Annotated in this window: 21 protein-coding genes; 13 read left to right on the plus strand and 8 right to left on the minus strand. The window is 63.0% G+C overall.

Translation table 11 applies throughout. The annotated features are described in order from the left end of the window. Positions 1 to 24 precede the first annotated feature (24 nt). Positions 25 to 1,395, minus strand: a complete 1,371-nt coding sequence (locus tag VA602_RS18655; RefSeq protein ID WP_323453937.1) for an MFS transporter — start codon at positions 1,393 to 1,395, stop codon at positions 25 to 27. 279 nt (positions 1,396 to 1,674) lie between these two features. Here VA602_RS18655 and quiC point away from each other — a divergent pair, with 279 nt between their 5' ends. Both quiC and VA602_RS18665 read left to right on the plus strand, forming a co-directional pair. Further along, positions 1,675 to 3,570, plus strand: a complete 1,896-nt coding sequence (gene quiC, locus VA602_RS18660; RefSeq protein ID WP_323453938.1) for a 3-dehydroshikimate dehydratase QuiC — start codon at positions 1,675 to 1,677, stop codon at positions 3,568 to 3,570. 89 nt (positions 3,571 to 3,659) lie between these two features. Then, positions 3,660 to 4,328, plus strand: coding sequence for a TetR/AcrR family transcriptional regulator (locus VA602_RS18665; RefSeq protein ID WP_151924938.1), 669 nt, complete (start codon positions 3,660 to 3,662; stop codon positions 4,326 to 4,328). Positions 4,329 to 4,343: 15 nt separating this feature from the next. Here VA602_RS18665 and VA602_RS18670 read toward each other — a convergent pair whose 3' ends face one another. Further along, positions 4,344 to 5,351, minus strand: a complete 1,008-nt coding sequence (locus VA602_RS18670) for a GlxA family transcriptional regulator (protein WP_323453939.1) — start codon at positions 5,349 to 5,351, stop codon at positions 4,344 to 4,346. A 168-nt stretch (positions 5,352 to 5,519) separates the two neighbouring features. Here VA602_RS18670 and VA602_RS18675 point away from each other — a divergent pair, with 168 nt between their 5' ends. From VA602_RS18675 to VA602_RS18690, 4 genes are all read left to right on the plus strand, one after another. Beyond that, positions 5,520 to 5,732 carry a PLDc N-terminal domain-containing protein gene (locus VA602_RS18675; RefSeq protein ID WP_054891554.1) on the plus strand — a complete coding sequence of 71 codons (213 nt, stop codon included), beginning with the start codon at positions 5,520 to 5,522 and terminating at the stop codon, positions 5,730 to 5,732. Positions 5,733 to 5,851: 119 nt separating this feature from the next. Beyond that, entirely contained in the window at positions 5,852 to 6,355 is a 504-nt protein-coding gene (locus VA602_RS18680; protein WP_323453940.1) for a GNAT family N-acetyltransferase, read from the plus strand. A 106-nt stretch (positions 6,356 to 6,461) separates the two neighbouring features. Continuing rightward, positions 6,462 to 8,951 carry a sensor domain-containing protein gene (locus VA602_RS18685; protein WP_323453941.1) on the plus strand — a complete coding sequence of 830 codons (2,490 nt, stop codon included), beginning with the start codon at positions 6,462 to 6,464 and terminating at the stop codon, positions 8,949 to 8,951. Positions 8,952 to 9,062: 111 nt separating this feature from the next. Next, positions 9,063 to 9,941, plus strand: coding sequence for a DMT family transporter (locus tag VA602_RS18690; protein ID WP_054891552.1), 879 nt, complete (start codon positions 9,063 to 9,065; stop codon positions 9,939 to 9,941). Between the two features lie 3 nt (positions 9,942 to 9,944). On the opposite strand, the gene VA602_RS18695 is transcribed toward VA602_RS18690, so the two are convergent. After that, positions 9,945 to 10,574: an ATPase gene (locus tag VA602_RS18695; protein ID WP_323453942.1), complete on the minus strand. Its 630-nt coding sequence runs from the start codon at positions 10,572 to 10,574 to the stop codon at positions 9,945 to 9,947. A 350-nt stretch (positions 10,575 to 10,924) separates the two neighbouring features. Between VA602_RS18695 and katG the strand changes: the two genes are divergently transcribed. Next, complete coding sequence (gene katG / locus VA602_RS18700) at positions 10,925 to 13,186, plus strand: catalase/peroxidase HPI (RefSeq protein WP_323453943.1); 2,262 nt, start codon at positions 10,925 to 10,927, stop codon at positions 13,184 to 13,186. Positions 13,187 to 13,386: 200 nt separating this feature from the next. Here katG and VA602_RS18705 read toward each other — a convergent pair whose 3' ends face one another. The 3 genes from VA602_RS18705 to VA602_RS18715 form a co-directional block, all read right to left on the minus strand. After that, positions 13,387 to 13,698, minus strand: a complete 312-nt coding sequence (locus VA602_RS18705) for a hypothetical protein (RefSeq protein WP_323453944.1) — start codon at positions 13,696 to 13,698, stop codon at positions 13,387 to 13,389. 378 nt (positions 13,699 to 14,076) lie between these two features. Beyond that, positions 14,077 to 14,505, minus strand: coding sequence for an RDD family protein (locus VA602_RS18710; RefSeq protein WP_323453945.1), 429 nt, complete (start codon positions 14,503 to 14,505; stop codon positions 14,077 to 14,079). Between the two features lie 142 nt (positions 14,506 to 14,647). Next, on the minus strand, positions 14,648 to 15,598 hold the full coding sequence (locus tag VA602_RS18715) for a DMT family transporter (protein WP_323453946.1): 951 nt from the start codon (positions 15,596 to 15,598) through the stop codon (positions 14,648 to 14,650). Between the two features lie 103 nt (positions 15,599 to 15,701). On the opposite strand from VA602_RS18715, the gene VA602_RS18720 reads away from it, so the two are divergent. Together VA602_RS18720 and VA602_RS18725 are read left to right on the plus strand one after the other, a co-directional pair. Further along, a complete protein-coding gene (locus VA602_RS18720) occupies positions 15,702 to 16,586 on the plus strand; it encodes a LysR substrate-binding domain-containing protein (RefSeq protein WP_323453947.1) in 885 nt (294 codons plus the stop codon). Positions 16,587 to 16,667: 81 nt separating this feature from the next. Next, entirely contained in the window at positions 16,668 to 17,828 is a 1,161-nt protein-coding gene (locus tag VA602_RS18725; RefSeq protein ID WP_323453948.1) for a GGDEF domain-containing protein, read from the plus strand. 15 nt (positions 17,829 to 17,843) lie between these two features. Here VA602_RS18725 and VA602_RS18730 read toward each other — a convergent pair whose 3' ends face one another. Together VA602_RS18730 and VA602_RS18735 are read right to left on the minus strand one after the other, a co-directional pair. After that, entirely contained in the window at positions 17,844 to 18,167 is a 324-nt protein-coding gene (locus tag VA602_RS18730) for a DUF2790 domain-containing protein (RefSeq protein WP_065862581.1), read from the minus strand. Positions 18,168 to 18,289: 122 nt separating this feature from the next. Further along, positions 18,290 to 19,288: a FecR family protein gene (locus tag VA602_RS18735; protein WP_323453949.1), complete on the minus strand. Its 999-nt coding sequence runs from the start codon at positions 19,286 to 19,288 to the stop codon at positions 18,290 to 18,292. Between the two features lie 229 nt (positions 19,289 to 19,517). Here VA602_RS18735 and VA602_RS18740 point away from each other — a divergent pair, with 229 nt between their 5' ends. From VA602_RS18740 to VA602_RS18755, 4 genes are all read left to right on the plus strand, one after another. Further along, positions 19,518 to 20,006 carry a MarR family winged helix-turn-helix transcriptional regulator gene (locus tag VA602_RS18740; RefSeq protein ID WP_054925628.1) on the plus strand — a complete coding sequence of 163 codons (489 nt, stop codon included), beginning with the start codon at positions 19,518 to 19,520 and terminating at the stop codon, positions 20,004 to 20,006. 16 nt (positions 20,007 to 20,022) lie between these two features. Then, positions 20,023 to 21,219: an HlyD family secretion protein gene (locus VA602_RS18745; protein ID WP_125929647.1), complete on the plus strand. Its 1,197-nt coding sequence runs from the start codon at positions 20,023 to 20,025 to the stop codon at positions 21,217 to 21,219. Beyond that, positions 21,216 to 22,751, plus strand: a complete 1,536-nt coding sequence (locus VA602_RS18750) for a DHA2 family efflux MFS transporter permease subunit (RefSeq protein ID WP_323453950.1) — start codon at positions 21,216 to 21,218, stop codon at positions 22,749 to 22,751. The genes VA602_RS18745 and VA602_RS18750 overlap by 4 nt, the downstream gene beginning before the upstream one ends. Positions 22,752 to 22,844: 93 nt before the next feature. Continuing rightward, positions 22,845 to 23,591 carry an SDR family oxidoreductase gene (locus tag VA602_RS18755; protein WP_054891540.1) on the plus strand — a complete coding sequence of 249 codons (747 nt, stop codon included), beginning with the start codon at positions 22,845 to 22,847 and terminating at the stop codon, positions 23,589 to 23,591. Position 23,592 lies beyond the last annotated feature (1 nt).

The following is a 23,592-nucleotide window of genomic DNA, read 5'->3' on the forward strand; positions in this document are numbered from 1 at the left end:
GGCCGCTGTGCGGCCCCGACTGTCTTACGGGCTCACCACCTCGAAGCTGCTTTTGCGGCTGGCTTCATAGGCGTCCTTTTCCAGCGGTTTGGCCTGCGGGTTACCCAGGTCTTCCATCGCCATCCGGTAGGTTTCAGGCGCCACATAGGCGGCCAGTGCACACACGCAGGTGATGGCGAAGGCCAGTGCCCCGACCACCAGCCAGATATGCTCCGAACCGGGTGGGGCGACGGCTGCGAACAGTGCCGGCAGCATCGCCGTGAGCATGGTGCCGATGTTCTGTGCGATGGCCATGGCCGACACCCGGTAGCGGGTCTGGAACAGCTCGGGGTAGAAGCTTGGGAACACGGCGTTGTAGCCCTGGTAGACCATGCCCCACATCAGGATCGAGCCGACGAAGGCCAGTGGCACGTTCTGGATGCTGATCGCATACAGGTAGACGAACGCCAGCAGGCCCGATCCCAGGCACCCGGCAATCATGGTCGGGCGCCGGCCGATGCGGTCCGACAGGTTGCCCACGAACGGAATCACCAGCACCGCGACGATATTGCCCACCACCGGGATCCACAGGTACACGCTCTTGTCGAAACCGATGGCGTAGGCCGGCTGCACCGCATAGGCCGCGCCGAAGATGGTGGCGACCACCGGGATCACGTTCATCAGTGCCATGAACATCACCAGCACCATGTGTTTCCAGCTGTGGCGGAACGCTTCGCCGATTGGGGACTTGGCCACCTTGTCCTGTTTTTCTTCCTGAACGAATGCCGGGGTTTCGTGCACCTCCTTGCGAATGATGAAGCCTGCGATCAGCACCACTGCACTCATCAGGAACGGAATGCGCCAGCCCCATTCGTTGAACGCTTCGCTGGGCATGAAGTAGGCCAGTGGCAGGAATACCGCAGCGGCCATCACCTGGCCGGCCTGCACGCCTTGCAGGGTGTAGCTGGCGTAGTAGCCGCGACGTCCGAAGGGCGCGTGCTCCATGATCATGGAACTGGCGCCGGAGATCTCTCCGGCCACGGCGAAGCCTTGGACCAGGCGCAGGACCACCAACAAGGCAGGGGCGAGGAGGCCGATGTCGTGGTAGGTGGGCAGCAGGCCTACGGCCATGGTCGAGATGCCCATCAGGAACATGCACAGCAGCAGCACGTTCTTGCGTCCTCGCGTGTCACCCCAATGGCCGAGCACGAAGGCGCCGACCGGACGAGCCAGGTAGCCGACGCCATAGGTGGCAAGGGAGGCGATGATGGCCATCTTCGGGTCGCTGGAGGGGAAGAAGATCTGCGGGAAGATCAGCGCTGCCGCCTGGGCATAGATGAAGAAGTCGTAGTACTCGAGGGCCGAGCCGATCCACCCGCTGGCGGTGGCTTTCTTGGCCTGTGAAGAGTGGGCCATGGTGTCTCCGTTGTTCTTGTTGGTTGTCGGATGGCGGTCGCCCTCGGGCAGGCATAAGCCCGGATGGCGGCGACTGAATCCATGGTGGTCCAGGCATCTGCGGTGAATCAATTCGCCTTGCTGGCTTTTGTGCGATTATCGAACACAAACTAACCATTTCGTACAAAGTGCATTGCCGTCACGACTTTACCTGCGAATAATCGATCCTGCCATCGTCGAGAACAAGCAGGCTCACAGGTCAGACGAACCTGCGCCTGTGCAAACAACAAGGAACTCAACATGCAGCGTTCGATCGCCACCGTCTCACTCAGCGGTACCCTGCCTGAAAAGCTCGAAGCCATCGCTGCCGCAGGCTTTGATGGCGTCGAGATCTTCGAGAACGACCTGCTCCATTACGCCGGTGCCCCGCGTGAAATTCGGCAGCGGTGTGCGGACCTGGGGCTGGCCATCACGCTGTTTCAGCCGTTTCGCGACTTCGAGGGCTGCCGCCGTGATCGTCTGCACAAGAACCTCGACCGCGCGGCGCGCAAGTTCGACCTGATGCAGGAGTTGGGCACCGACCTGGTGCTGGTGTGCAGCAACGTGCAGCCCGATGCGCTGGGCGATGAGCAAGTGCTGGTCGATGACCTGCGGCTGCTGGCCGAGCACGCCGGGGCCCGGGGTCTGCGCATCGGTTACGAAGCCTTGGCCTGGGGGCGACACGTCAACACCTGGCAGCAGGTGTGGCACCTGGTGCGCAAGGTCGATCATCCGGCGCTGGGGGTGATTCTCGACAGCTTCCACACGCTCTCGCTCAAGGGCGATCCCAGTGCGATCCGCGATATTCCCGGTGAGGAGATTTTCTTCGTGCAGATGGCCGATGCGCCGATCCTGGCCATGGACGTGCTGGAGTGGAGTCGGCATTTTCGCTGTTTCCCCGGCCAGGGCGAGATGGACCTCGCAGGTTTCCTTGCGCCGATCATCGCCAGTGGGTATCGCGGCCCGCTGTCGCTTGAGGTCTTCAACGATGGCTTTCGCGCGGCACCTTCGCGTCAGAACGCCGCCGATGGTCTGCGCTCGTTGCTGTACCTGGAGGAAAAGACCCGCGTGCGGCTGGCCGAGCAGGCGGTCGCAGTGGAACCCGGCGTGCTGTTCGCACCGCCTGCGGCGAGCCGTTATGACGGGGTGGAGTTCGTCGAGTTCGCCGTAGATGACGCGGTCGGTGCGCGGCTGGGTGGGTGGTTGAAGCGCCTGGGGTTCGCCGAGGCCGGTCAGCACCGCAGCAAGGCGGTCAGGCTGCTGCGCCAGGGTGATATCAATATCGTGCTCAACGCCGAACCCTATTCCTTTGCCCACAACTTCTACGAGGCTCATGGTCCATCGCTGTGCGCTGCAGCCTTGCGCGTGGATGACGCCCAGGCGGCGCTGCAGCGGGCAATGGCCTATCGTGGTCAGCCATTCCGTGGTCTGGTCGGCCCCAACGAGCGGGAAATCCCGGCGGTGCGCGCGCCGGATGGCAGTCTGATCTACCTGGTGGAGCCGGCCGGGGCAGGGCAGAGCATCTATGACAGTGATTTCTGCCTCGATCCGTCGGCCACTGCCGCTGGCGGGCTGCAGCGCATCGACCACATGGCCTTGGCCTTGCCGGCCGAGGGTCTGGACAGTTGGGTGCTGTTCTACAAGAGCCTGTTCGACTTCACCGCCGACGACGAAGTGGTACTGCCCGACCCTTATGGGCTGGTCAAGAGCCGCGCCCTGCGCAGCCCGTGCGCGACGTTGCGCCTGCCGCTGAACATCTCCGAGAACCGCAACACGGCCATCGCCCACGCCCTGTCGAGCTACCGTGGTTCGGGCGTGCACCATATCGCCTTCGACTGCGCCGACATCTTCGCCGAGGTCACACGGGCCAAGGAGGCTGGCGTGCCATTGCTGGAGATCCCGATGAACTACTACGACGATCTGGCGGCGCGCTTCGAGTTCGACGATGAGTTCCTCAGCGAGCTTGCGTACTACAACGTGCTGTACGACCGCGATGCGCAGGGCGGCGAGCTGTTCCATGTGTACACCGAACCGTTCGAGGGGCGTTTCTTCTTCGAAATCCTCCAGCGCAAGGGGGACTACACGGGGTACGGCGCGGCGAACGTGGCGGTGCGCCTGGCGGCCATGGCCAAGCTGCGCGCGAGTGCGGGTGGCTAGCACGTTTCACATTCCACCCTCGCGCTTCCCTGCACCGCCCGGCTCACGGATAATCCCCGCACATTCCAAACAACAGCCTGTGAGTCGGTATGAGTGATCCGCAAGTCAGCCTCGGTCAGTCCGAGGGCGGGGCGCGCAAGTCGCGCAAGAACAACCCGGAGAAAACCCGCGAGGACATTCTCCAGGCTGCGATCCACGAGTTCGTCCAGCAAGGCCTGGCTGGCGCGCGGGTCGATGCGATCGCCGAGCGCACCGCCACTTCCAAGCGCATGATCTACTACTACTTCGGCAGCAAGGAACAGCTGTACCTGGAATGCCTGGTCAAGCTCTACGGCGACATCCGCAAGACCGAGCACAGCCTGGACCTGGAGTCGCTGCCGGTCGAGCAGGCGATCCGCCGGCTGGTGGAGTTCACCTTCGATCACCACGACCACAATGTCGACTTCGTACGCATCGTCTGTACCGAAAACATCCATTACGGTGAGTTCGTCAAGCAGGCGCCGGTGATCCGCGAAATGAGCAGCCTGGTGCTCGAATCACTGGCGCGCACCCTGCAGCGCGGGGTCGAGGAAGGCATGTTCCGTGCGGGCATCGAGGTCATCGACCTGCATATGCTGATGAGTTCGTTCTGCTTCTATCGGGTCTCGAACCGGCATACCTTCGGCCAGATCTTCCAGATCGACCTGGCGGACGACGCAATCAAGCTGCGCCACAAGCAGATGATCTGCGAAGCCGTGCTCAACTACATCCGCGCCTGATGCCCAGCATTTGCATCATTCGCCCAGCCGCTGCTCACGTGAAGGCGGGTAGCCGAAATACGCCGCGTAGCACTTGCTGAAGTGCGACACCGAAACGAACCCGCACGCCACCGCCACTTCCATGACCGACAGGTCCGAGTACTGCAGCAGCCGCCGGCTCTTGGTGATGCGCAGCTCCATGTAGTAGCGCCGCGGTGAGGTACCGAGCTGGGCCTGGAACAAGCGGTCGATCTGCCGACGCGAGCGGCCGCTGTAGGCGGCCAGCTGATCGAGGCTGAGGGTCTCTTCCAGGTTGTTTTCCATCAGCTCGACAATGGTGCGAAGTTGCAGGCTCATGGACTTCTTCGCCCCGGGCCCGACCTGGCGATAGCGGGCGCCGGAGAACGACAGGATCTCTTCGACACCTTCGGCCAAGGGATCGCCATACAGCCGGCGTACCAGGCCCAGCATCAGTTCCATGGCGCCATTGGGGCTGGCGGCGGTCAGGCGATCGCGATCAAGGGTGAAGCTGGCCGGCGTGATGCGCGTCTGCGGGCTGCGTTCGGCGAGGCTGGCCCGCTGTTCGGGGTGGATGCTGCAACCGTAGTCGCCCAGCACCCCGGCGCGGCCGAGGAACCATGCACCGCTCCACAAGCCACCCAGGGCCATGCCGTGGGCCGCGCAGTCGCCCAGCAGGCGGTCGAGTTCGGGGTATTTGAGCGGGGTGCGCAGGCCGGCGCAGATGACCAGGAGGTCGGGCTCCTTGAGCTTGCGCGGGTCCAGCTCGCTGGCCACCAGTTCCAGCCCCAGGTCACTCAGCACTCGGTCACCTTCGAGCGACAGCGGGGTGAAGCGGAAACTGTCGGCTCGCAGCAGGTTGGCGGTGACCAGCACGTCCATCGCCACGGTGAAACTGGCCATGGAAAAATGCTCGAGCAGAACGAAGTCGACGCGGTACGGCACCTGTTCGTCGCTGGCGCCGGATTTGAGCCGCAACATGTTACTGGTGCTAGTCTTCTTGCTGAACTGGCGAGGCGTGGGCACAGCGGACTCCGTTTCCTTCGATGGCGCAGGGAGTGTGCTGGGAGTTGCGGGGAAAGACAATCACTGGCCGGATAATGCCGCGAGCCCTGCACTGGCGGTATGCGGATTGGAATGAACCCTTGGCGCCTGGCGTGAACAAATGCATTACATGCTCACAGGAGAACGCTCATGGAAATCGGAACGGTCTGGATCCTCGTCGCAGTGCTGGTGATTCTTCTGCAGATCTGGGCGATATGGCACATCATCGGCAGCGAGCGCCGTGCCGAGCGCAAGATGTTGTGGGTCGTGTTCGTGGTTTGGGCGCCGTTCCCCGGCCTGTTGTTCTGGGCCTGGCGCGGGCCGCGGGCGGTGAAGGGCAGGGCCGTGCTGGAAGAAAAATGAGCCTTGCCTGGCGCCTGTCGCAAGGACAGGCGCCACGGACTTGGATCTCGGTGCCGATCCCTGGAAAAACCTGTCTGGGCGGGTAGAATTGGCGCTCCTGCCTTCAGCGAGCCTGCCCCATGTCAGCGCCGTCACTCGAGCTGTTCCCGACCGGCCCTGAACATGCCGAAATCATCCGCAATCTTTACCAGTTCTATGCCTACGAGTCCTCGGACTGGGAGCAGGAAGACGTGGAGGCGGACGGGCGTTTCTACCTGCACGAGGCGCACATGGCGCGCTACTGGCAATCGTCCGGTTGGGGGGCAAGCCTGGTGCTGGTCGACGGCTTCATCGCCGGCTTCGTGCTGGTCGAGCGTAGCGAGCTGCCAGGGGTCGAGGCCCTCGAGCTGGCCGACCTGTTCATCCTCAAGCGCTACCGCCGTCAAGGCATTGGCCGGGCAGTAGCGTGCCAGATGCTCCGCAGTGGCGCGCATGACTGGCTGTTGCGCTGCTATCGGCAAGATGAAGCGGCCATGGCCTTTTGCAGCCGCGTCGTCGCCGAGTTGCCGCGCGCCGTGCAGGTAATCGCGCCGGAAGATGACCCGCAGTTGCACACCTGGCGCATTGCAGCGATGCGCCACTGAGGTGCAGTGTGCGCGAATTTTTGTGAACCACTTCACAAAATCCTGTCGCTCAACGGCATAATGCCAGTATCTTGAAAAACGGCCCCGCAGGTTCAGGAAGAATGCCATGTCGCTAGTCGCGAGCCCCGACGTCATGTACCGGTTGTTGATCCAGAGCGTGGTGGACTATGCCATCTACCTGCTGACCCCGGAGGGGGTGGTCGCCAACTGGAACCCGGGGGCGCAGCGCGCCAAGGGCTATGAGGCCGCCGAGGTTGTCGGGCAGCACTACTCGCTGTTCTACAGCGAGGCGGACCGCGCTGCCGGCCTGCCGCAAGCCAACCTCGAGCAGGCGCGCCGCTGTGGTCGTTTCGAGGAGCATGGCTGGCGCCTGCGCAAGGACGGCAGCCTGCTGCGCGCCCATGTGGTGATCGAGGCGGTGCATGACGACGACGGGCAACTGGTGGGTTTCGCCAAGATCACCCGTGATTGCACCGAGCAGTACCATGCACAGATGGCCCAGCGCGAGCAGGAGCGGCATTTCCGCCTGCTGGTGCAGTGCGTGCGCGACTATGCCATCTATATGCTCGACAGCGCCGGCCATGTGATCAACTGGAACGCCGGGGCCGAGCGAGCCAAGGGCTACAAGGCCGATGAAATCGTCGGCCAGCATTTCTCGGTGTTCTACACCCATGAAGACCGCGTCGGCGGCCTGCCCGAACAGGGGCTGGAGACGGCCCGTCGGGAAGGGCGCTTCCAGGCCGAAGGTGTACGCCAGCGCAAGGACGGCTCGCATTTCTGGACCAGCGTGGTGATCGAGGCCATCCATGACGAGGACAGCGGCCAACTGATCGGTTTCGCCAAGGTTACCCGTGACATCTCCGAGCGTCGTCGCTACGAGCTGGAGCTGCTGCAGGCCAAGGAGCTGGCCGAGCAGTACAGCCAGGAGATGAGTACCCTGTCGCAGTTTCTCGATTCGGTGATCGCCAATATTCCAGCTTGTGTCATCGTCCAGGACCTGGTCAGCCAGCGCATCCTGTTGGCCAACCAGCAGGCCGAGCGCTTGTTCGGTGGCCAGGGGGCGAGCCTGATTGGCACGCTGCCCGCAGATTGCGCGGTGCCGGCTGCCGCCGAGTTTCTCGAGCAGCAACTGGCGCGCGGCGCACGCAGTACCAAGGGTTACGCCGCTGAAACCCGTGTGGAAACCGTCGCGGGAGCTCGCACCTTGCGCAGCCGCGCGCTGCTCAGCCAGAACCGCGACAACCAGGCCGATTACGTGCTGTTCATCGCCGAGGACGCCACTGAAGAACTGGCAGCCCATGCGCAGATTCACCACATGGCCCATCACGATGCGCTGACCGGCCTGCCCAATCGCACCTTGTTCCATGAGCGCCTCAAGCAGGCGCTGGCGCGCGGCGAGGACAGTGGCAAGCTGACCGCCACCTTGTGCCTGGACCTGGACAACTTCAAGAACATCAACGACTCCCTCGGCCATGCCTTCGGCGACAAACTGCTGCGTGCCCTGGGCAAGCGCCTGCGTCGGGAGCTGCGCGAGCACGACACCTTGGCCCGGCTAGGTGGGGATGAGTTCGCCGTGGTTCTGGCCGGGCTGGACAACCGCGAGGCGGCCTGCAATACCGCCCGGCGCCTGATCGATGCGATCTGTCCGCCGTTCCAGATCGAAGGGCACCAGTTCGCTGTCGGTGTGAGCATTGGCATTGCCTTTGCGCCCGAGGACCAGGACAACGCCGAGCAACTGCTCGGCTACGCCGACATGGCCCTGTACGAAGCCAAGCGCAATGGCCGCAACCGCTACGAATGCTTCCATGTCGAACTCGACGTTGCCGCACGCCAGCGCCGCCTAGTGGAGACCGACCTGCGCACAGCCCTGCACCTGGGGCAATTGCAATTGCACTACCAGCCGGTGGTGGACCAGCAGTGCAACAGCGTCACCGGCTACGAGGCGCTACTGCGCTGGGAGCACCCCAGCCGTGGCCTGATCATGCCCATGGATTTCATTCCCATCGCCGAGGAGACCGGGCTGATCCACGAGATTGGCGCCCGTGTGTTGAATCTCGCCTGCCAGGAGGCGGCGACCTGGGAAGGGCAGGAGGTGGTGTCGGTCAACCTGTCGCCGGTGCAGTTCAAGAACAGTGGGCTGGTGCACACCGTTTCCCTGGCACTGTCGGACTCAGGGCTTGCCCCGCATCGCCTGGAACTGGAGATCACCGAGTCGGTGCTGCTGGGCAACAGCGAGGAGAACGTGCGCATCCTGCGGGAGCTGAAAGAGCTTGGCGTGTCGATCTCGCTGGACGATTTCGGCACCGGCTATTCGTCGCTGGGTTACCTGCGCTCGTTCCCGTTCGACCGGATCAAGATCGACAAATCCTTCGTCCACGACATGTGCGACAGTCGCGAGGCGATGTCGATCATCCGCGCGATCACCGAGCTGTCCAACAGCCTGAAGATCAAGACTACGGCCGAGGGCGTGGAGTCGGCCGAGCAGATGGAGCGCCTGGCGGCAGAAGGGTGTTCGCATTTCCAGGGCTACTTCTATGGGCGACCGGCACCGGCCAGCGAGCGCCTGAAGAAGCCGGGCAGGATTGTCAGGGACTGAGGCACGGTGTCTGCTTCGCGGGTAAACTCGCCCTGACGCGGGCAAAAACACTTGCCATCCGGCGCCCCATCTCTTCTACACTCGCAAGGTTCGTCCTGCCCAGAGATCCGCATGACCACCCGCACCCCGCTGTCCGGCGTCAACCACCCCTTGCGCGGCATCGCCCTGGTGGTGGCCGCGACTTTCCTGTTCGCCAGCCATGATGGGCTGTCGAAATTCCTCGGTGGTATCTACCCGGTGATCATGGTGGTCTGGGCGCGCTATGTGGTGCATACGCTGCTGATGGCCGGCATCTTCATGCCCCAGGCGGGGCTGCGTGTACTGCGCACCCGGCGTCCGTTGCTGCAGACCTTGCGGGCCTTGAGCCTGCTCAGCACCAGCCTGTTGTTCACGGCGGGCCTGCAGTACCTGCCGCTGGCCGAGGCCACGTCGGTCAACTTTCTCGCCCCGGTGCTGGTCACTGCGCTGTCGGCTCCGCTGCTCAAGGAGCGGGTCACGCTCGGCCAGTGGCTGGCGGTAGTGATGGGGTTCATCGGGGTACTGGTGGTGGTGCATCCGGGCGGAGCGATGTTCACCCCGGCGATCCTGTTTCCCTTCGGTTCGGCCCTGGGTTTCTGCTTCTACCAGCTGCTGACCCGGATTCTGGCCGCCCATGACAGCCCAACCACCAGCAACTTCTACGCAGGCCTGTGCAACACCCTGATCATGAGTGCGCTGGTGCCGTTCTTCTGGCAGACACCGCAATGGCAGCACGTACTGCTGATGCTCGCCCTTGGCGGTTGCGGCATGACCGCCCACCTGCTGCTGACCAAGGCCTTCCGCCATGCAGCTCCGGCGCTGCTGGCGCCGTTCAGCTACTGCCAGATCGTGTTTGCGGGTGTGCTGGGCCTGGTGGTATTCGGCCAGGTGCCGGATACCACCAGTATCGTGGGCATCGCCATCATCTGCCTGAGCGGCCTTGGTGCCGCCTGGATGCAGCGGCGCAAGTGACCGTCAGCCTTTGACCAGGGCCTTGAGCGAAGCGTCGAAGCTGCGCAGGGCGTCGGCCTGCACGTGTTGCTCGACCTGCAACTGGCGGGCGACATTCGCCGTGTCGCTGGGCAGCGCTTCACGGGCCTGGCCTTCGGCGCGGCCGATGTAGGTCAGTTGGTCGTCGTAGAAGCGTGCGACCACCTGGGTTTCGATGTCCGGGCTGGTGGCGCTGGCGAGGCGGCTCTGGGCATCGAGTAGCACGATCACGTCGGGGCGATCGGCGAGCAGGGTGTCCAGATCGTCGTAGAAGGTGACCTCGGCGAAGGTCTGCGCCAGCGACTGGGCCAGCCAGCCATAGGCCTGGCTGCCACTGTTGAGCGTGGCCACTTGCACGGCACGCGAGGCGCCAGGCACTGAAGGAGGGACCTCGCGATGGCGCTGCAGGTAGTCCAGGGTGGCAGCGGCATTGCGGCCCAACAGCACGGCGACATGTTGGCCCGGTTTCAGCGACACGCTGGACAGCTCGGTGGCCGAATAGAAGTGGCCGTAGGGTTGCGCCACCTGCGAGGTGGCCGAGGCGGCACAGCCACCCAGAGCGGACAGCAGGGCCAAAATCGCGGCGAGCATGCCGCCTTTGCTGATCGATGCCATGATCGATGCCTCATCGAAGGTTCAATGAAGCCATCTTCCGCCTCCGGGCCCAGCGGTGGAACTTGAAGATATTCATGGTCGCTATCGACGATGTCGATGGGGCGCGGCTGCCTCGACCTGCCTGACAGACCCAGCCTATCGCCTTTCAATAGTCGCTCTATTAGACCTCTGCCCATGCTGGGCTAGTCTTTCCCGTGGCCTCGCGATTTGCGCGTGCAGCGCCGCGGGCCTGCGTCGGCAACAGACCGACCACCCCCTGATGAAGAGAAGGCACGAGCCTTGCGGCTCGGGCTGCAGAACACCTGGCATAGACCGGAAATCTGGACAACCGACCCATAAGGTACCCGCAGATGTCGAACGAATCGAAATGCCCGTTCCATCAAACCGCAGGCGGCGGCACCACCAACCGTGACTGGTGGCCCGACCAGCTCAACCTCAGGATTCTCCACCAGCACGGCAGCCAGTCCGATCCGATGGACCCGGATTTCGATTATGCCAAGGCGTTCAAGAGCCTTGACTTCCAAGCCCTGAAAAAAGACCTCACCGCGTTGATGACCGACTCCCAGGACTGGTGGCCTGCGGATTTTGGCCACTATGGCCCGCTGTTCGTCCGCATGGCCTGGCATAGCGCAGGCACCTACCGCATCGCGGACGGCCGCGGTGGCGCGGGCTCCGGCCAGCAGCGCTTCGCCCCGCTCAACAGCTGGCCCGACAACGTCAGCCTGGACAAGGCCCGGCGGCTGCTGTGGCCGATCAAGCAGAAATACGGCAACAAGATTTCCTGGGCCGACCTGATCGTGCTCACCGGCAACGTCGCGTTGGAGTCGATGGGCTTCAAGACCTTCGGTTTCTCCGGAGGCCGCGCCGATGTCTGGGAGCCGGACGAAGATGTGTACTGGGGCTCGGAGAAGGTCTGGCTGGGGGGCGACACCCGCTACGGCAAGGCCCAGCCGCCCGGTAAAGGTGATCTGGTAGCAGAGCCTGCCAAGCATCCGGAGGAGCAAAGCCGTACCGAGCCGGCAGGGCGCAACCTTGAAAACCCGCTGGCAGCCGTGCAGATGGGCTTGATCTACGTAAACCCTGAAGGCCCGGAGGGCAATCCTGACCCGGTCGCTTCGGGCAAGGACATTCGTGAGACCTTCGGCCGCATGGCGATGAATGACGAAGAAACCGTGGCCCTGATCGCCGGCGGCCACGCCTTCGGCAAGACCCACGGTGCAGGCCCTGCGGACAACGTCGGTGCCGAACCTGAAGCCGCCGGGCTCGAGCTGCAAGGGCTGGGTTGGGCCAACAAGTTCGGCACTGGCAAGGGTGGCGATACCATCACCAGCGGCCTGGAAGTGACCTGGACCTCGACCCCGACCCGCTGGAGCAACGAGTACCTGAACAACCTGTTCAACTTCGAGTGGGAACTGACCAAGAGTCCGGCGGGCGCCCATCAATGGCGTCCCAAGGATGGCAAGGGGGCCAACAGCGTGCCCGATGCCCACGATCCGGCCAAGCGCCATTCACCGATGATGCTCACCTCTGACCTGGCCTTGCGCTTCGACCCGATCTACGAGCCGATCGCCCGGCGTTTCAAGGAGCATCCCGAGCAACTGGCCGACGCCTTCGCCCGTGCCTGGTACAAGCTGATCCACCGTGACATGGGGCCACTGGCCCGTTACCTGGGCCCGGAAAACCCGCAGGAAGAACTGCTCTGGCAGGACCCGATCCCCAAGGTCGATCACCCGCTGGTAGACGAGCAGGACATCACGGCGCTCAAGGCCAAGGTGCTGGCCTCGGGCCTGAGCGTTGCCGAACTGGTGTCCACCGCCTGGGCGGCAGCTTCGACCTTCCGTGGCTCGGACAAGCGCGGTGGCGCCAACGGCGGGCGCCTGCGCCTGGAACCTCAGCGCTCCTGGGCCGCCAACCAGCCTCAGCAATTGGACAAGGTGCTCAAGGCGCTGGAGAAAATCCAGGGCGAATTCAACAGCGGCGGCAAGAAGATTTCGCTGGCCGACCTGATCGTGCTGGCCGGCTCCGCTGCGGTCGAGAAGGCCGCCCAGGACGCTGGACACACTGTCAACGTGCCGTTCCGGCCGGGTCGCACCGATGCCTCCCAGGCGCAGACCGATGTCGAGTCGTTCGCCGTGCTGGAGCCGCTGGCAGACGGCCTGCGCAACTTCACCAAGGCCAGGTACAGCGTCAAGGCCGAGAAGCTGCTGCTGGACAAGGCCCAGTTGCTGACCCTCACCGCGCCGGAACTGACCGTGCTGGTCGGTGGCCTGCGGGTGTTGGGCGCCAACCACGGTGGCAGCCAGCATGGGGTGTTTACCGACAAGCCTGGCACCTTGAGCAACGATTTCTTCCGCAACCTGCTGGACATGAGCGTGGAATGGAAGCCGACCTCGGCTGACAACGAGACCTTCGAAGGCCGTGACCGCAAGACCGGGCAGGTGAAATGGACCGGCACGCGGGTTGACCTGGTGTTTGGTTCCCACGCCCAGTTGCGGGCGTTGAGCGAGGTGTACGGCAGCAGCGATGCCAAGGAGAAATTCGTCAAGGACTTCGTGGCGGCCTGGGTCAAGGTGATGGAGTTGGATCGTTTCGACTTAAACCGCGGGGTCTAGAGGTGATGTTGTCGTAACGCTGGCATTTCCCGCAAAAAGTGTCTCTGTGTGCCCTCCGGCTCCGACGTCAGCGGAGGGCATCCAGGGACCATAAACCTTGGCGATCATGGTCCAGTCTTTGTGGCCCAAATAGTATTCGGGTCGTTCGATCGAGCCTTCCGAGCCTGGCTTAGAGTCGTCAGGCCTGAGAGGCCTAATTTTTACTGCACGTATTTGACGGTCGCGCTAACCAGCAACTGATCGTTAACTGTAACTTTGCAAAAGCGCTTCGTGACTGTTTTGTTATCAGTCGCGAGTGTGGGTGCGCATTGCAAGAGCACCTTTTTGCCCTCCCAGTCCTTAGCTACACCAGAAGTCGTTGCGCTCGCATACTCTTTCATAAATTTGCGATTCCAAGGCCCGAAAAAGACCTCCGGCTCGCCGCCTCCGAAGAAACCAGATTCATCAGTGGCGCAGATCGTACCTTCCACCCGTTTGCCGTCGATGATATTGGCATCGGTATAGCAATTCATCTGACCGTTCCAGGCGTCTAGATCCACTGGGCCCCTGTTAACCCAAGTGGGCGCGGTAACGCATCCCGAGAGCGTTGCGACTGCGAGAGCGCCAAGGCAGATGCATTTCATGCAAGACATTGAATTGAGCTTCCTTACTTTTTGAAGCCGCCACCAATACTCGTAATACCCCACAATTTCAAGTTCAGAGTGATCCATGGGAAGGCCATCCTCTCCATCGTCACTTTCGACCTGTCCGAGCTTTCCTACTTCGGTATCCTTCTGACACCAGCAACCTGGCGTAGTAGGGCAACTCGTCCCTGAGCGGTTGCTGGCATCCATTGGTCCTTGCGTGCAAAAGAAGCCCGGCGCTTGGCCGGGCTTGGGGTTACCTGCTGTTCAGAGGCTTGGTGCCTGTACCGTCGCACGTAGCTGGGCTAGATCCTTGGACGGTATGACATAGGTTCTAGACAGCATGTCACCGATCCGCTGGCACCGTGCGGACTGCGTATAGATGAAGATCGTTATGATCCCCAGAGGTACGTCAATGTGTCTCATGAACCCTCGGATCAGAGCTTGAACAAGCGTTGGTGGCCCGCCTGCTCCGTTGATGACGGTCAGTCCAAAGACGTACTTTCCTGGTGTTCTACCTTTGAAAAGCCACTCGCACAGGGGATATAGGAATAGATAGACGAAGACCAGTTCAAGCCCTGCGAACAATAGGGTCTCTTGATTAGCAAGCCACAGGCCGAGGAGGACGATTGTTCCGTAATCGATGATGTACGCCCCTATGCGTTTCATTAGAAGGGACGTTCTTGAGACTTCCATCAGGTGCTCCGTGCTGTGGGATTTGTCATGCGAGAAGGGCTCAGTGCTTGGCCGGGCTTGGTTTATCTTGGCTTATTCACGGGCTCCCTTGCCCTGAGGGCTCTACTGTATCTAGCCGGTAAAGCAATCGCCATCACCCGGCTCAGGCGACAGCCTTCTGCGCCTCGGCCACCTTGGGCTTCGCCGGCTTGAGCCGTGATACACCTAGCAACACCAGAACCAGCCCGGCAATCTGATAGCCCGAGATCGCCTCGCTGAGAATGGCCCAGGATGCGAGCATGGTCAGCACCGGCCCCAGGTTGCCGACCGCCGCAGTGTGTGTCGGCCCCAGGCGCTGGATCGCCAGGGCCACCCAGTAGATCGGCAGTACCGTGGAAAACAGCGCCATCATCGCCGCGTTGGCCCACACCGCGGCGGGCAATTGCGCCAACTGGGTGACATCCGCCACCAGCAGGTAGTGCGCCAGCACCATCAGCGACGAGGCCGAACCGCACAGCCCGGCCATGCGCATCGAGCCCATGCGCTTGAGCATCATCCCGGTACCGGAGTAATACAGCGCGTAGGTGACGGCGCTGGCGAACACCCATAGCGACCCCACCAGTACCGCGTGCCCACCGCCGGCGGTGCCCAGGTCATGTACGAAGGCGATCCCCAGCCCCAGGTAGCACAAGCCCATCGCCACCAGGGTGCGCGGGGTAGGGCGCTCACGCAGGGCGATGGCCTGGAAGACCAGCACCAGGGTTGGGTAGGTGAACAGAATCAGGCGCTCCAGCCCCGCGCTGATGAACTGCAAACCGTAGAAATCGAACAGGCTCGACAGGTAATAGCCCAACAGCCCGAGCACAGCCACGCGAAACCCGTCACCCAGGGTCAGTGGGGTGCTCGCTGCGCCACGACTGGCCCACACCAGCCAGGCGAACAGCGGCAGCGACAGGCCCATGCGCAGCGCCAGCAAGGTCACGGCATCCACAGGCCCCGCGGCGTAGGCGAGCTTGACGAAGATCGCCTTGAAGCTGAAGCCCAAGGCGGCGAGAACTGCATAGAGGCTGCCGCTTTGCAGGTGTCGCTCAAGTGAGGTACGCAGGCTGTTCATGTTGAATCCGCAACAAAATAAGTCGGAGGCTTATTCTGAATAGAAGGCTTGAAAGCTAGAATCGCTTTTTCTGGAACATGGCGTTCGTTTTTGGAGAAACCCCATGCACTTCGATCTTCAGGACTTGCGCCTGCTGGCTGCCATTGCTGCGACCGGCAGCCTGAGCAAGGCTGCGGCCAGTTTTCCGGTGGCGGTGTCGGCGGCAAGCACGCGCTTGCGCCTGTTCGAGGAACGCAGCGGTCTGATCCTGTTCACCCGCAGGGCTGACGGTATGCAGTTGACCCCCTCCGGGCGGCTGGTACTGGAGTCGGCTCGTGGGGTGCTGGGCGAGGCGCAGAAACTGCAGGACACGCTCAAGGAGCTGGCCGGCCAGCGCCGCATCAACCTGCACCTGGCGGCCTCGACGGTCACCAACAGCACCTTGCTGCCGGCAGTACTGGGGCCGTTCCTGGCCGACTACCCCGAGGTCGACCTGCTGCTGGTCGAGCACAAGAGCGTCGATGTACTGCGGGTGGTGCTGGCCGGGGAATGCGAGATCGGCGTGTTCGACGGCAACCTGGTCAATGATGGACTGGTATCGCTGCCCTTTCGCACCGAGCGCCTGGTGCTGCTGGTGCCCGCCGATCACGAGCTGGCCGGGCGTGAGCACGTGCGGCTGGTCGATGCGTTGGATCATGCCTTCGTCTGCCTGCCGGCAGAGCGCGCGATGCAGCGCTTCGTAGAGGAGCTGGCGATGAACCTGGCCATGCCGCTGAAGATCCGCGTGCGCGCGCCCAGCTTCGAGGCCATCGCCCAGTTGGTGGCGCAGCGCGCTGGGCTGGCGATTGTCCCGGAGATCGCGGCCGTGCGTGCCGAGCAGGAGCTCGCGGTGCGCCGGGTAGCACTGGAGGAGCGTTGGGCGACCCTGGAACTGCGTATCTGCTTTCGCAGCTGGGAAGCTCTCAGCTCCCACGCCAGACAGTTGGTCACCTTCCTTTCCGGGCAGTAATCCGATGAGGTGGCACTCTGCAATCTTGGCCGGAGCGCTTACAATCACTGCTTTTGCACTTCAAGACAGGCGCGCTGGTCAATGACGCTCGACCCTCCAACCCTTTTGGCCCTGACCGTCGCCCTCGCGGCAGCGGCGGCGCTTTACCTGGCGATCGAATGGCGCAGTGTGCGCGAATCATCGCTGCTTTACTGGAGTGCCGGTTTCGCCACCATCACCGTAGGCTCCACCCTCGCGCTGCTGCGCATGAACGGTTTTCTGCTGATTGGCATCTGGTTCGCCAACGGCATGCTGGTGTTCGCGCATTTCTGCTTCCTGCTGGGCGTTGCCCGTTTCACCGAGGTGCGATTGTCACGGGGCTGGCTGCTGGTCGTGCTGGTGTGGGTGAGCCTGCTGTTGCTGCCGGAAGGGCCGTCGTGGTCGAAGATCATGCTGGTGGTCAATTCGCTGCTGGTGGCCCTGGTGTCGCTACGTGCCAGTTTCCTGCTGCGTCCGCACGGCGTGTCGCTGAGTGTGGGGGCGGTGCAACTGCGCTACGTGATGCTGATCCACGGGCTGTTCTACGTGATCAAGGCCCTGACCGTGGTGATTCCGGGAACCTTGATCGACCTTGCGGCATTTCGCGGTGAAATCATCCAGATTTCGCTGATCGAAGGGGCGATGGCGATCATGCTGATCGCCTTGTCGATGACCGGCACCGAGCGCTACCGGCGTGAGGAGCGCATCGCGCTTCTCGCCGCGCGTGATCCGCTCACGGCGCTGTTCAACCGCCGCGCCCTGGAAGTGCGTGCGCCGGTGTTGCTGCGGGCGACAAGCCACGAGCGCCCTGGCGCCGTGCTGTTGATCGATATCGACAACTTCAAGCTGGTCAACGACCTTTACGGCCATACCGCAGGTGACCGGCTGCTGGTGGCGCTGAGCGAAACCATTCGTGGCCTGCTGCCGGCCAATGCCCTGGCAGCGCGACTGGGGGGTGATGAGTTCGTCATTCTGCTGGGCAATGCGCGCCGCGACGAAGTCGAGGTGCTGGGCACTATTCTGCGCGAGCGCTTCCAGGACATCGCTTCACAGTCCTTCGTCACCCCGATGGCGGTGACCCTGAGCATCGGTGCCAACCTGTTCGATCAGCCGCCGGCCAGCCTCACGGCGCTGATCGAGCAGAGCGATGCCGCGCTGTATCAGTCCAAGCGCAGTGGACGCGACAGCATGCGCCTGGTGGACCTGACCTTGACGGGCGATTGAGCCGGCATCGGGCTTTCACTTGTTGTTGATGCATTCGGACTGCACCGAATAACGCACGGTGCGCAGGGTGCCCTGGCTGTCCTCGAAGGTCATCAGGCGCGGTACCACCTCGCACGTGCGCGGGTCGCCTGACTGGCGCACCAGCCGCGCCACATCCAGTGGCATGCCATAGCGGTAGTCGACGATCTCCGGCATGGGCTTGTCGCGCTTGATGGCGTAGGCGGCCACGGCTTGCTGGTGCGCCTGCAGCAACTGCTCGCTGCGCTGAGCGGAAAAGCCGGTGGCTTGGACGCCGAAGGCCAGCAGGAGCAGGGCGATCGCTGTGCTCAGTCGTTTCATGGGGTTTCTCCGGAAGGGCTGTGGTTTCCGGATCACGCTAGCGAGCAGCAGCCAACAAGGGCATGACGATAGCCTTACAGTTGTGAAAGGTCCGTGCCCATGACGCCATTGTAATGCGCCGATCACCCCTTGTCGGAGGACGGCAGGATGCGGTTGATGACCGTGCTGCCGTTGTCGTTGCGGGTCAGGTAGATCGGCAGGACCTTGGGCAGGTTGTTCACCAGGCGGTTGACGTCGCGGGTGTCGTAGATGCCGCTGATGCGGATGTTGCCGACACTGCTGTCGGCCAGCAACAGGGGCTTGTCCAGGTAACGGTTGATCACCGGCAATGCCTGGGACAGGCTGAGGTTGTCGAGTACCAGGCGACCGCTGCGCCAGGCCAGGCTATTGGCATAGTCGTCGCTCTGGGCCAGTTGCGGTTCGAAGTCACCGATGCTGTAGCTGGCCTGCATGCCGGGGCCGAGGCGGTAGCCGCCTTCGCCACTGTTGCTGGAAACCAGCACTGAGCCTTCGACCAGGGTCACCTTGACCTGATCTTCGTACTTCCACACGTTGAACTGCGTGCCGGTGACCCGCGTCTGGCCGTGACCAGCGCGAACGATGAAAGGGTGCTCGCTGTCGTGGGTAACCTTGAAGAAGGCTTCGCCCTTGATCAGGTCGACCTGGCGCCGGTCCTTGTAGTTGAGGTAGCGCAGCTCGCTGTTCAAGTTGAGCTCGACCTGGCTGCCGTCGTGCAGTTGCACCGTACGCACCTGCTGGTCGCTGTCGAAATGCTGGTAGCGATTGGGCAACCAGCCTTGCTCCCAGCCAACCCAGCCGGCCAGGGGCAGGGCGAGCAGGGTGATCACCGCGGCTGAGGCCAGTGGTCGCCAGTTGCGCTGGTGGGACCTGGCCGCAGGCAGTTCGGTCACGTGGGTGGCACGCGGCAGCATGTCGGCGGTATGCCAGATCTCCAGCATCGCCTGGTATTCCTCGGCATGCCGGGTGTCGGCGGCCAGCCACTGAGCAAACGCCTCACGCTCGGCGGCCGAGCAATCCTCGGCGTGCAGGCGCATGCACCAGTGCGCAGCGGCATCGGTGATGGCATCGTCGTCGAGGGGGGTGAGGCGGTCTTGGTTCATTGCGGCTCCCGGTTTTGCGCATTCTACCTGCCAGAGGGGCCCTGCGAGAACCAAGATAATGGCGAATGACTATCAGTTGCGATTTTTTTCGTCGGTTTTCCGGCGCAGCGGCATAGGGGGGGCACCGAGAGGGCTGAGGGAACAACGACTTAGATAGCCTGCTAATAAAAGCTTTGACATTAACTGCCTAGGCAGTAATATTTTCTAACATCTTTTCTGAGCGATGCCGATGGCCCATTTCACCCCGGAAAACTTCCAGACCTGCGCCATTGGCATGTTGCTCGGCCGCGCCTCGTTATTGAAGGACCGCATTCTCGACTGGCACCTGGAAGCTGATGGCGTTACCGCTGCGCAGTTCAAGGTGTTGATCATCGTGACCCAGTACCAGGTAGATACCCCGGCCGAACTGTGCCGCTGCCTGGGGCTGGACAGCGGTTCGATGACGCGCATGCTCGATCGCCTCGAGCAGAAGGGCCTGATCCTGCGCAACCGCTGCCCCGACGACCGTCGCCAGGTGCGGCTGGCGCTGACCGACGACGGTCAACGTCTGGCTGACCGTCTGCCGGAGATCGGGGCAATGGCGATGAACGAGCTGGTCGGTTCGCTCGAACCCGACGAGCTCAAGATCCTCGAGACGCTGCTGGCAAAGATTCTCTTGGCCGCCAGCGACCCGTTGACGATTGCCCGTTTCGGCGATCGCACCCCTGATCCGACTTGATTCAAAGGTATTTTTCATGGCCACACCCTCGGATGCACCCACTCCCGCCGAAGTGCCCGACGCCACGCGCAAGCGCAAGACCTGGCTGCTGGCCCTGTTGCTGGTATTGATATTGGCCGGCGCCGCCGGCTGGGCCTGGTACAGCTTGATCGGGCGCTGGCACGAAAGCACCGACGATGCCTACGTCAACGGTAACGTGGTGGAGATCACTCCACTGGTGACGGGTACCGTCACCAGCATCGGCGCCGACGATGGCGACCTGGTGCACGCCGGCCAGGTGCTGTTGCGCTTCGACCCCAGTGACAGCGAGGTCGCGCTGCAGGCCAGCGAGGCCAAGCTGGCGCGCACGGTGCGCCAGGTGCGCGGCTTGTACAGTAACGTCGATGCACTCAAGGCCCAGGTGCAGACGCGCCAGGCCGAACTGAAGAAGGCTCGCGAGAACTACGCCCGGCGCAAGGTCCTGGCTGACAGCGGGGCGATCGCCGCTGAAGAGCTGTCGCACTCACGCGACGACCTGACCGCTGCGCAGAGCGCCCTGGACAACGCCCGCCAGCAACTCAACACCAGCACTGCGCTGATCGACGACACCGTGGTGTCGTCGCACCCGGACGTGATGGCCGCGGCCTCCGACCTGCGTCAGGCTTACCTGGACAACGCTCGCACCACGTTGGTGGCGCCGGTGACCGGCTACGTCGCCAAGCGCACCGTGCAATTGGGGCAACGCCTGCAGCCGGGCACCGCGACCATGGCGGTGATTCCGCTCGACCAGGTATGGATCGACGCCAACTTCAAGGAAACCCAGCTGCGTGACATGCGTATCGGTCAGCCAGTGGAGATCACCGCCGACCTGTACGGTAGCGAAGTCAAGTACAGCGGGACGGTCGACAGCCTGGGCGCCGGCACTGGCAGTGCCTTCGCCCTGCTGCCCGCGCAGAACGCCACGGGCAACTGGATCAAGATCGTCCAGCGTGTGCCGGTGCGGGTGCACCTGAACCCCGAGCAGCTCAAGGACCATCCGCTGCGCATCGGCCTGTCCACCGTGGTCGAGGTCGACCTGCACGACCAGAGTGGCCCGGCGCTGGCCCAACAGCCGCCGCAACAGGCCAGCTACACCACCCAGGTGTATGACCGTCAGTTGGCCGAGGCCGATCGTCTGATCGCCCAGCTGATCCATGACAACAGCGCCGCCAGTGGCAAGACGGCGCAGCGATGAGCAACGGCGCATCCGCCCAGTTCACCCCGCCGAGCCTGCTGCTGACCACCATTGGGTTGTCGCTGGCGACCTTCATGCAGGTGCTCGACACCACCATCGCCAACGTGGCGTTGCCAACCATTTCCGGCAATCTGGGGGTGAGCTACGAGCAGGGCACCTGGGTCATCACCTCCTTTGCGGTAAGCAATGCCATTGCGCTGCCGCTGACGGGGTGGCTGAGCCGCCGCTTTGGCGAGGTGAAACTGTTCATCTGGGCCACCTTGTTGTTCGTGCTGGCGTCGTTCCTCTGTGGTATTGCCCAGTCGATGCCCGAGCTTGTGGGCTTTCGCGTGCTCCAGGGCGTGGTCGCAGGCCCCTTGTATCCGATGACCCAGACCTTGCTGATTGCGGTCTACCCTCCCGCCAAACGGGGGATGGCCCTTGCGTTGCTGGCAATGGTGACGGTGGTGGCCCCGATTGCCGGGCCAATCCTCGGCGGCTGGATCACCGACAGCTATAGCTGGCCGTGGATTTTCTTCATCAATGTACCGATCGGTCTGTTCGCTGCCGCCGTTGTGCGCCAGCAGATGCGCACACGTCCGGTGACCACCAGTCGCCAGCCGATGGATTACATCGGCCTGCTGACGCTGATCGTCGGTGTCGGCGCGTTGCAGGTGGTGCTCGACAAGGGTAACGACCTGGATTGGTTCGAGTCCTCGTTCATCGTGGTGGGTAGCCTGATCTCCGCGGTCTTCCTGGCCATCTTCGTGATCTGGGAACTCACCGATCGGCACCCGGTGGTGAACCTGCGGCTATTCGTGCACCGCAATTTCCGCATCGGCACCCTGGTGTTGGTGGGCGGGTATGCGGGCTTTTTCGGCATCAACCTGATCCTGCCCCAGTGGCTGCAGACGCAGATGGGCTACACGGCGACTTGGGCGGGGCTTGCGGTAGCGCCGATCGGCCTGCTGCCGGTGATCATGTCGCCCTTCGTTGGCAAGTATGCGCATCGCTTCGACCTGCGCCTGCTCGCAGGGATCGCCTTTCTGGCCATTGGCGCAAGCTGCTACATGCGTGCGGGTTTCACCAACGAGGTCGACTTCCTGCACATCGCCCTGGTGCAATTGTTCATGGGGATCGGGGTAGCGCTGTTCTTCATGCCGACCCTGACCATCCTGCTTTCGGACCTGCCGCCGCATCAGATTGCCGACGGTTCTGGGCTGGCGACGTTCCTGCGTACACTCGGCGGCAGTTTCGCCGCCTCGCTGACCACCTGGATCTGGATCCGCCGGGCCGACCAGCACCATGCCTACCTGAGCGAGCACATCAGTCAGTACGACCCGGCAACGCGTCACACCCTCGAGCAACTCGGCGGGGCGAGTCCGCAGAGCTATGCGCAGCTTGAGCAGATTCTCAACAGCCAGGCCTACATGATGTCGACGGTGGACTACTTCACCTTGCTGACCTGGGTGTTTGGCGCCTTGTTCCTGCTGGTGTGGCTCGCTCGCCCGCCTTTCACGGCCAAAGCCGGACCCGCTTCGGCGGGGCACTGAGGTGTACTTGCGGCACGGCTGCGTGCAGCCGTTGCCGCGATCGGGGCTTTTCCCCTAACCTTGCAGGTCTATTCCTTCGACAGTGGCAGTTTCATGGACAAGGTCATTCTCATCACTGGCGCCAGCCGCGGTATCGGTGCCGCGACCGCGAGGTTGGCGGCGCAACAGGGCTACCGCATCTGCATCAATTATCACGCCGACGATCACGCTGCCGAACGCATCCTGGCCGAGGTTCGGGGGCTGGGCGCCCAGGCCATCGCCGTGCGGGCCGATGCCAGCGTCGAGGATGAAGTGATCCAGGTGTTCCAGCGGATCGACCAGGAGCTGGGCCCTGTCACCGCGCTGGTCAATAACGCCGGGACCATCGCGACTCAGAGCCGGGTCGACGAAATGTCCGAATTCCGCCTGCTCAAGCTGATGAAAACCAACGTGGTCGGCCCGATGCTCTGTGCCAAACATGCCTTGCTGCGCATGTCGCGGCGCCATGGCGGGCAGGGTGGTGCGATCGTCAACGTGTCGTCGGTGGCTGCACGCCTGGGCTCGCCCAACGAGTACGTCGACTATGCCGCTTCCAAGGGCGCGTTGGACACCTTCACCCTTGGGCTTGCCAAGGAAGTGGCGGGCGAGGGGGTGCGGGTCAACGGCGTGCGTCCCGGTTATATCCATACCGACTTCCACGCCTTGAGCGGTGATGCCCAGCGCGTCACCAAGCTCGAACCTGGCCTGCCCATGGGCCGCGGTGGGCAACCGGAGGAAGTGGCCGAGGCGATCCTCTGGTTGTTGTCGGAGAAAGCATCCTATTCCACCGGCAGCTTCATCGATCTGGGAGGCGGGCGCTGAG

Source organism: Pseudomonas machongensis, assembly GCF_034961125.1.
GTDB lineage: Bacteria > Pseudomonadota > Gammaproteobacteria > Pseudomonadales > Pseudomonadaceae > Aquipseudomonas > Aquipseudomonas machongensis.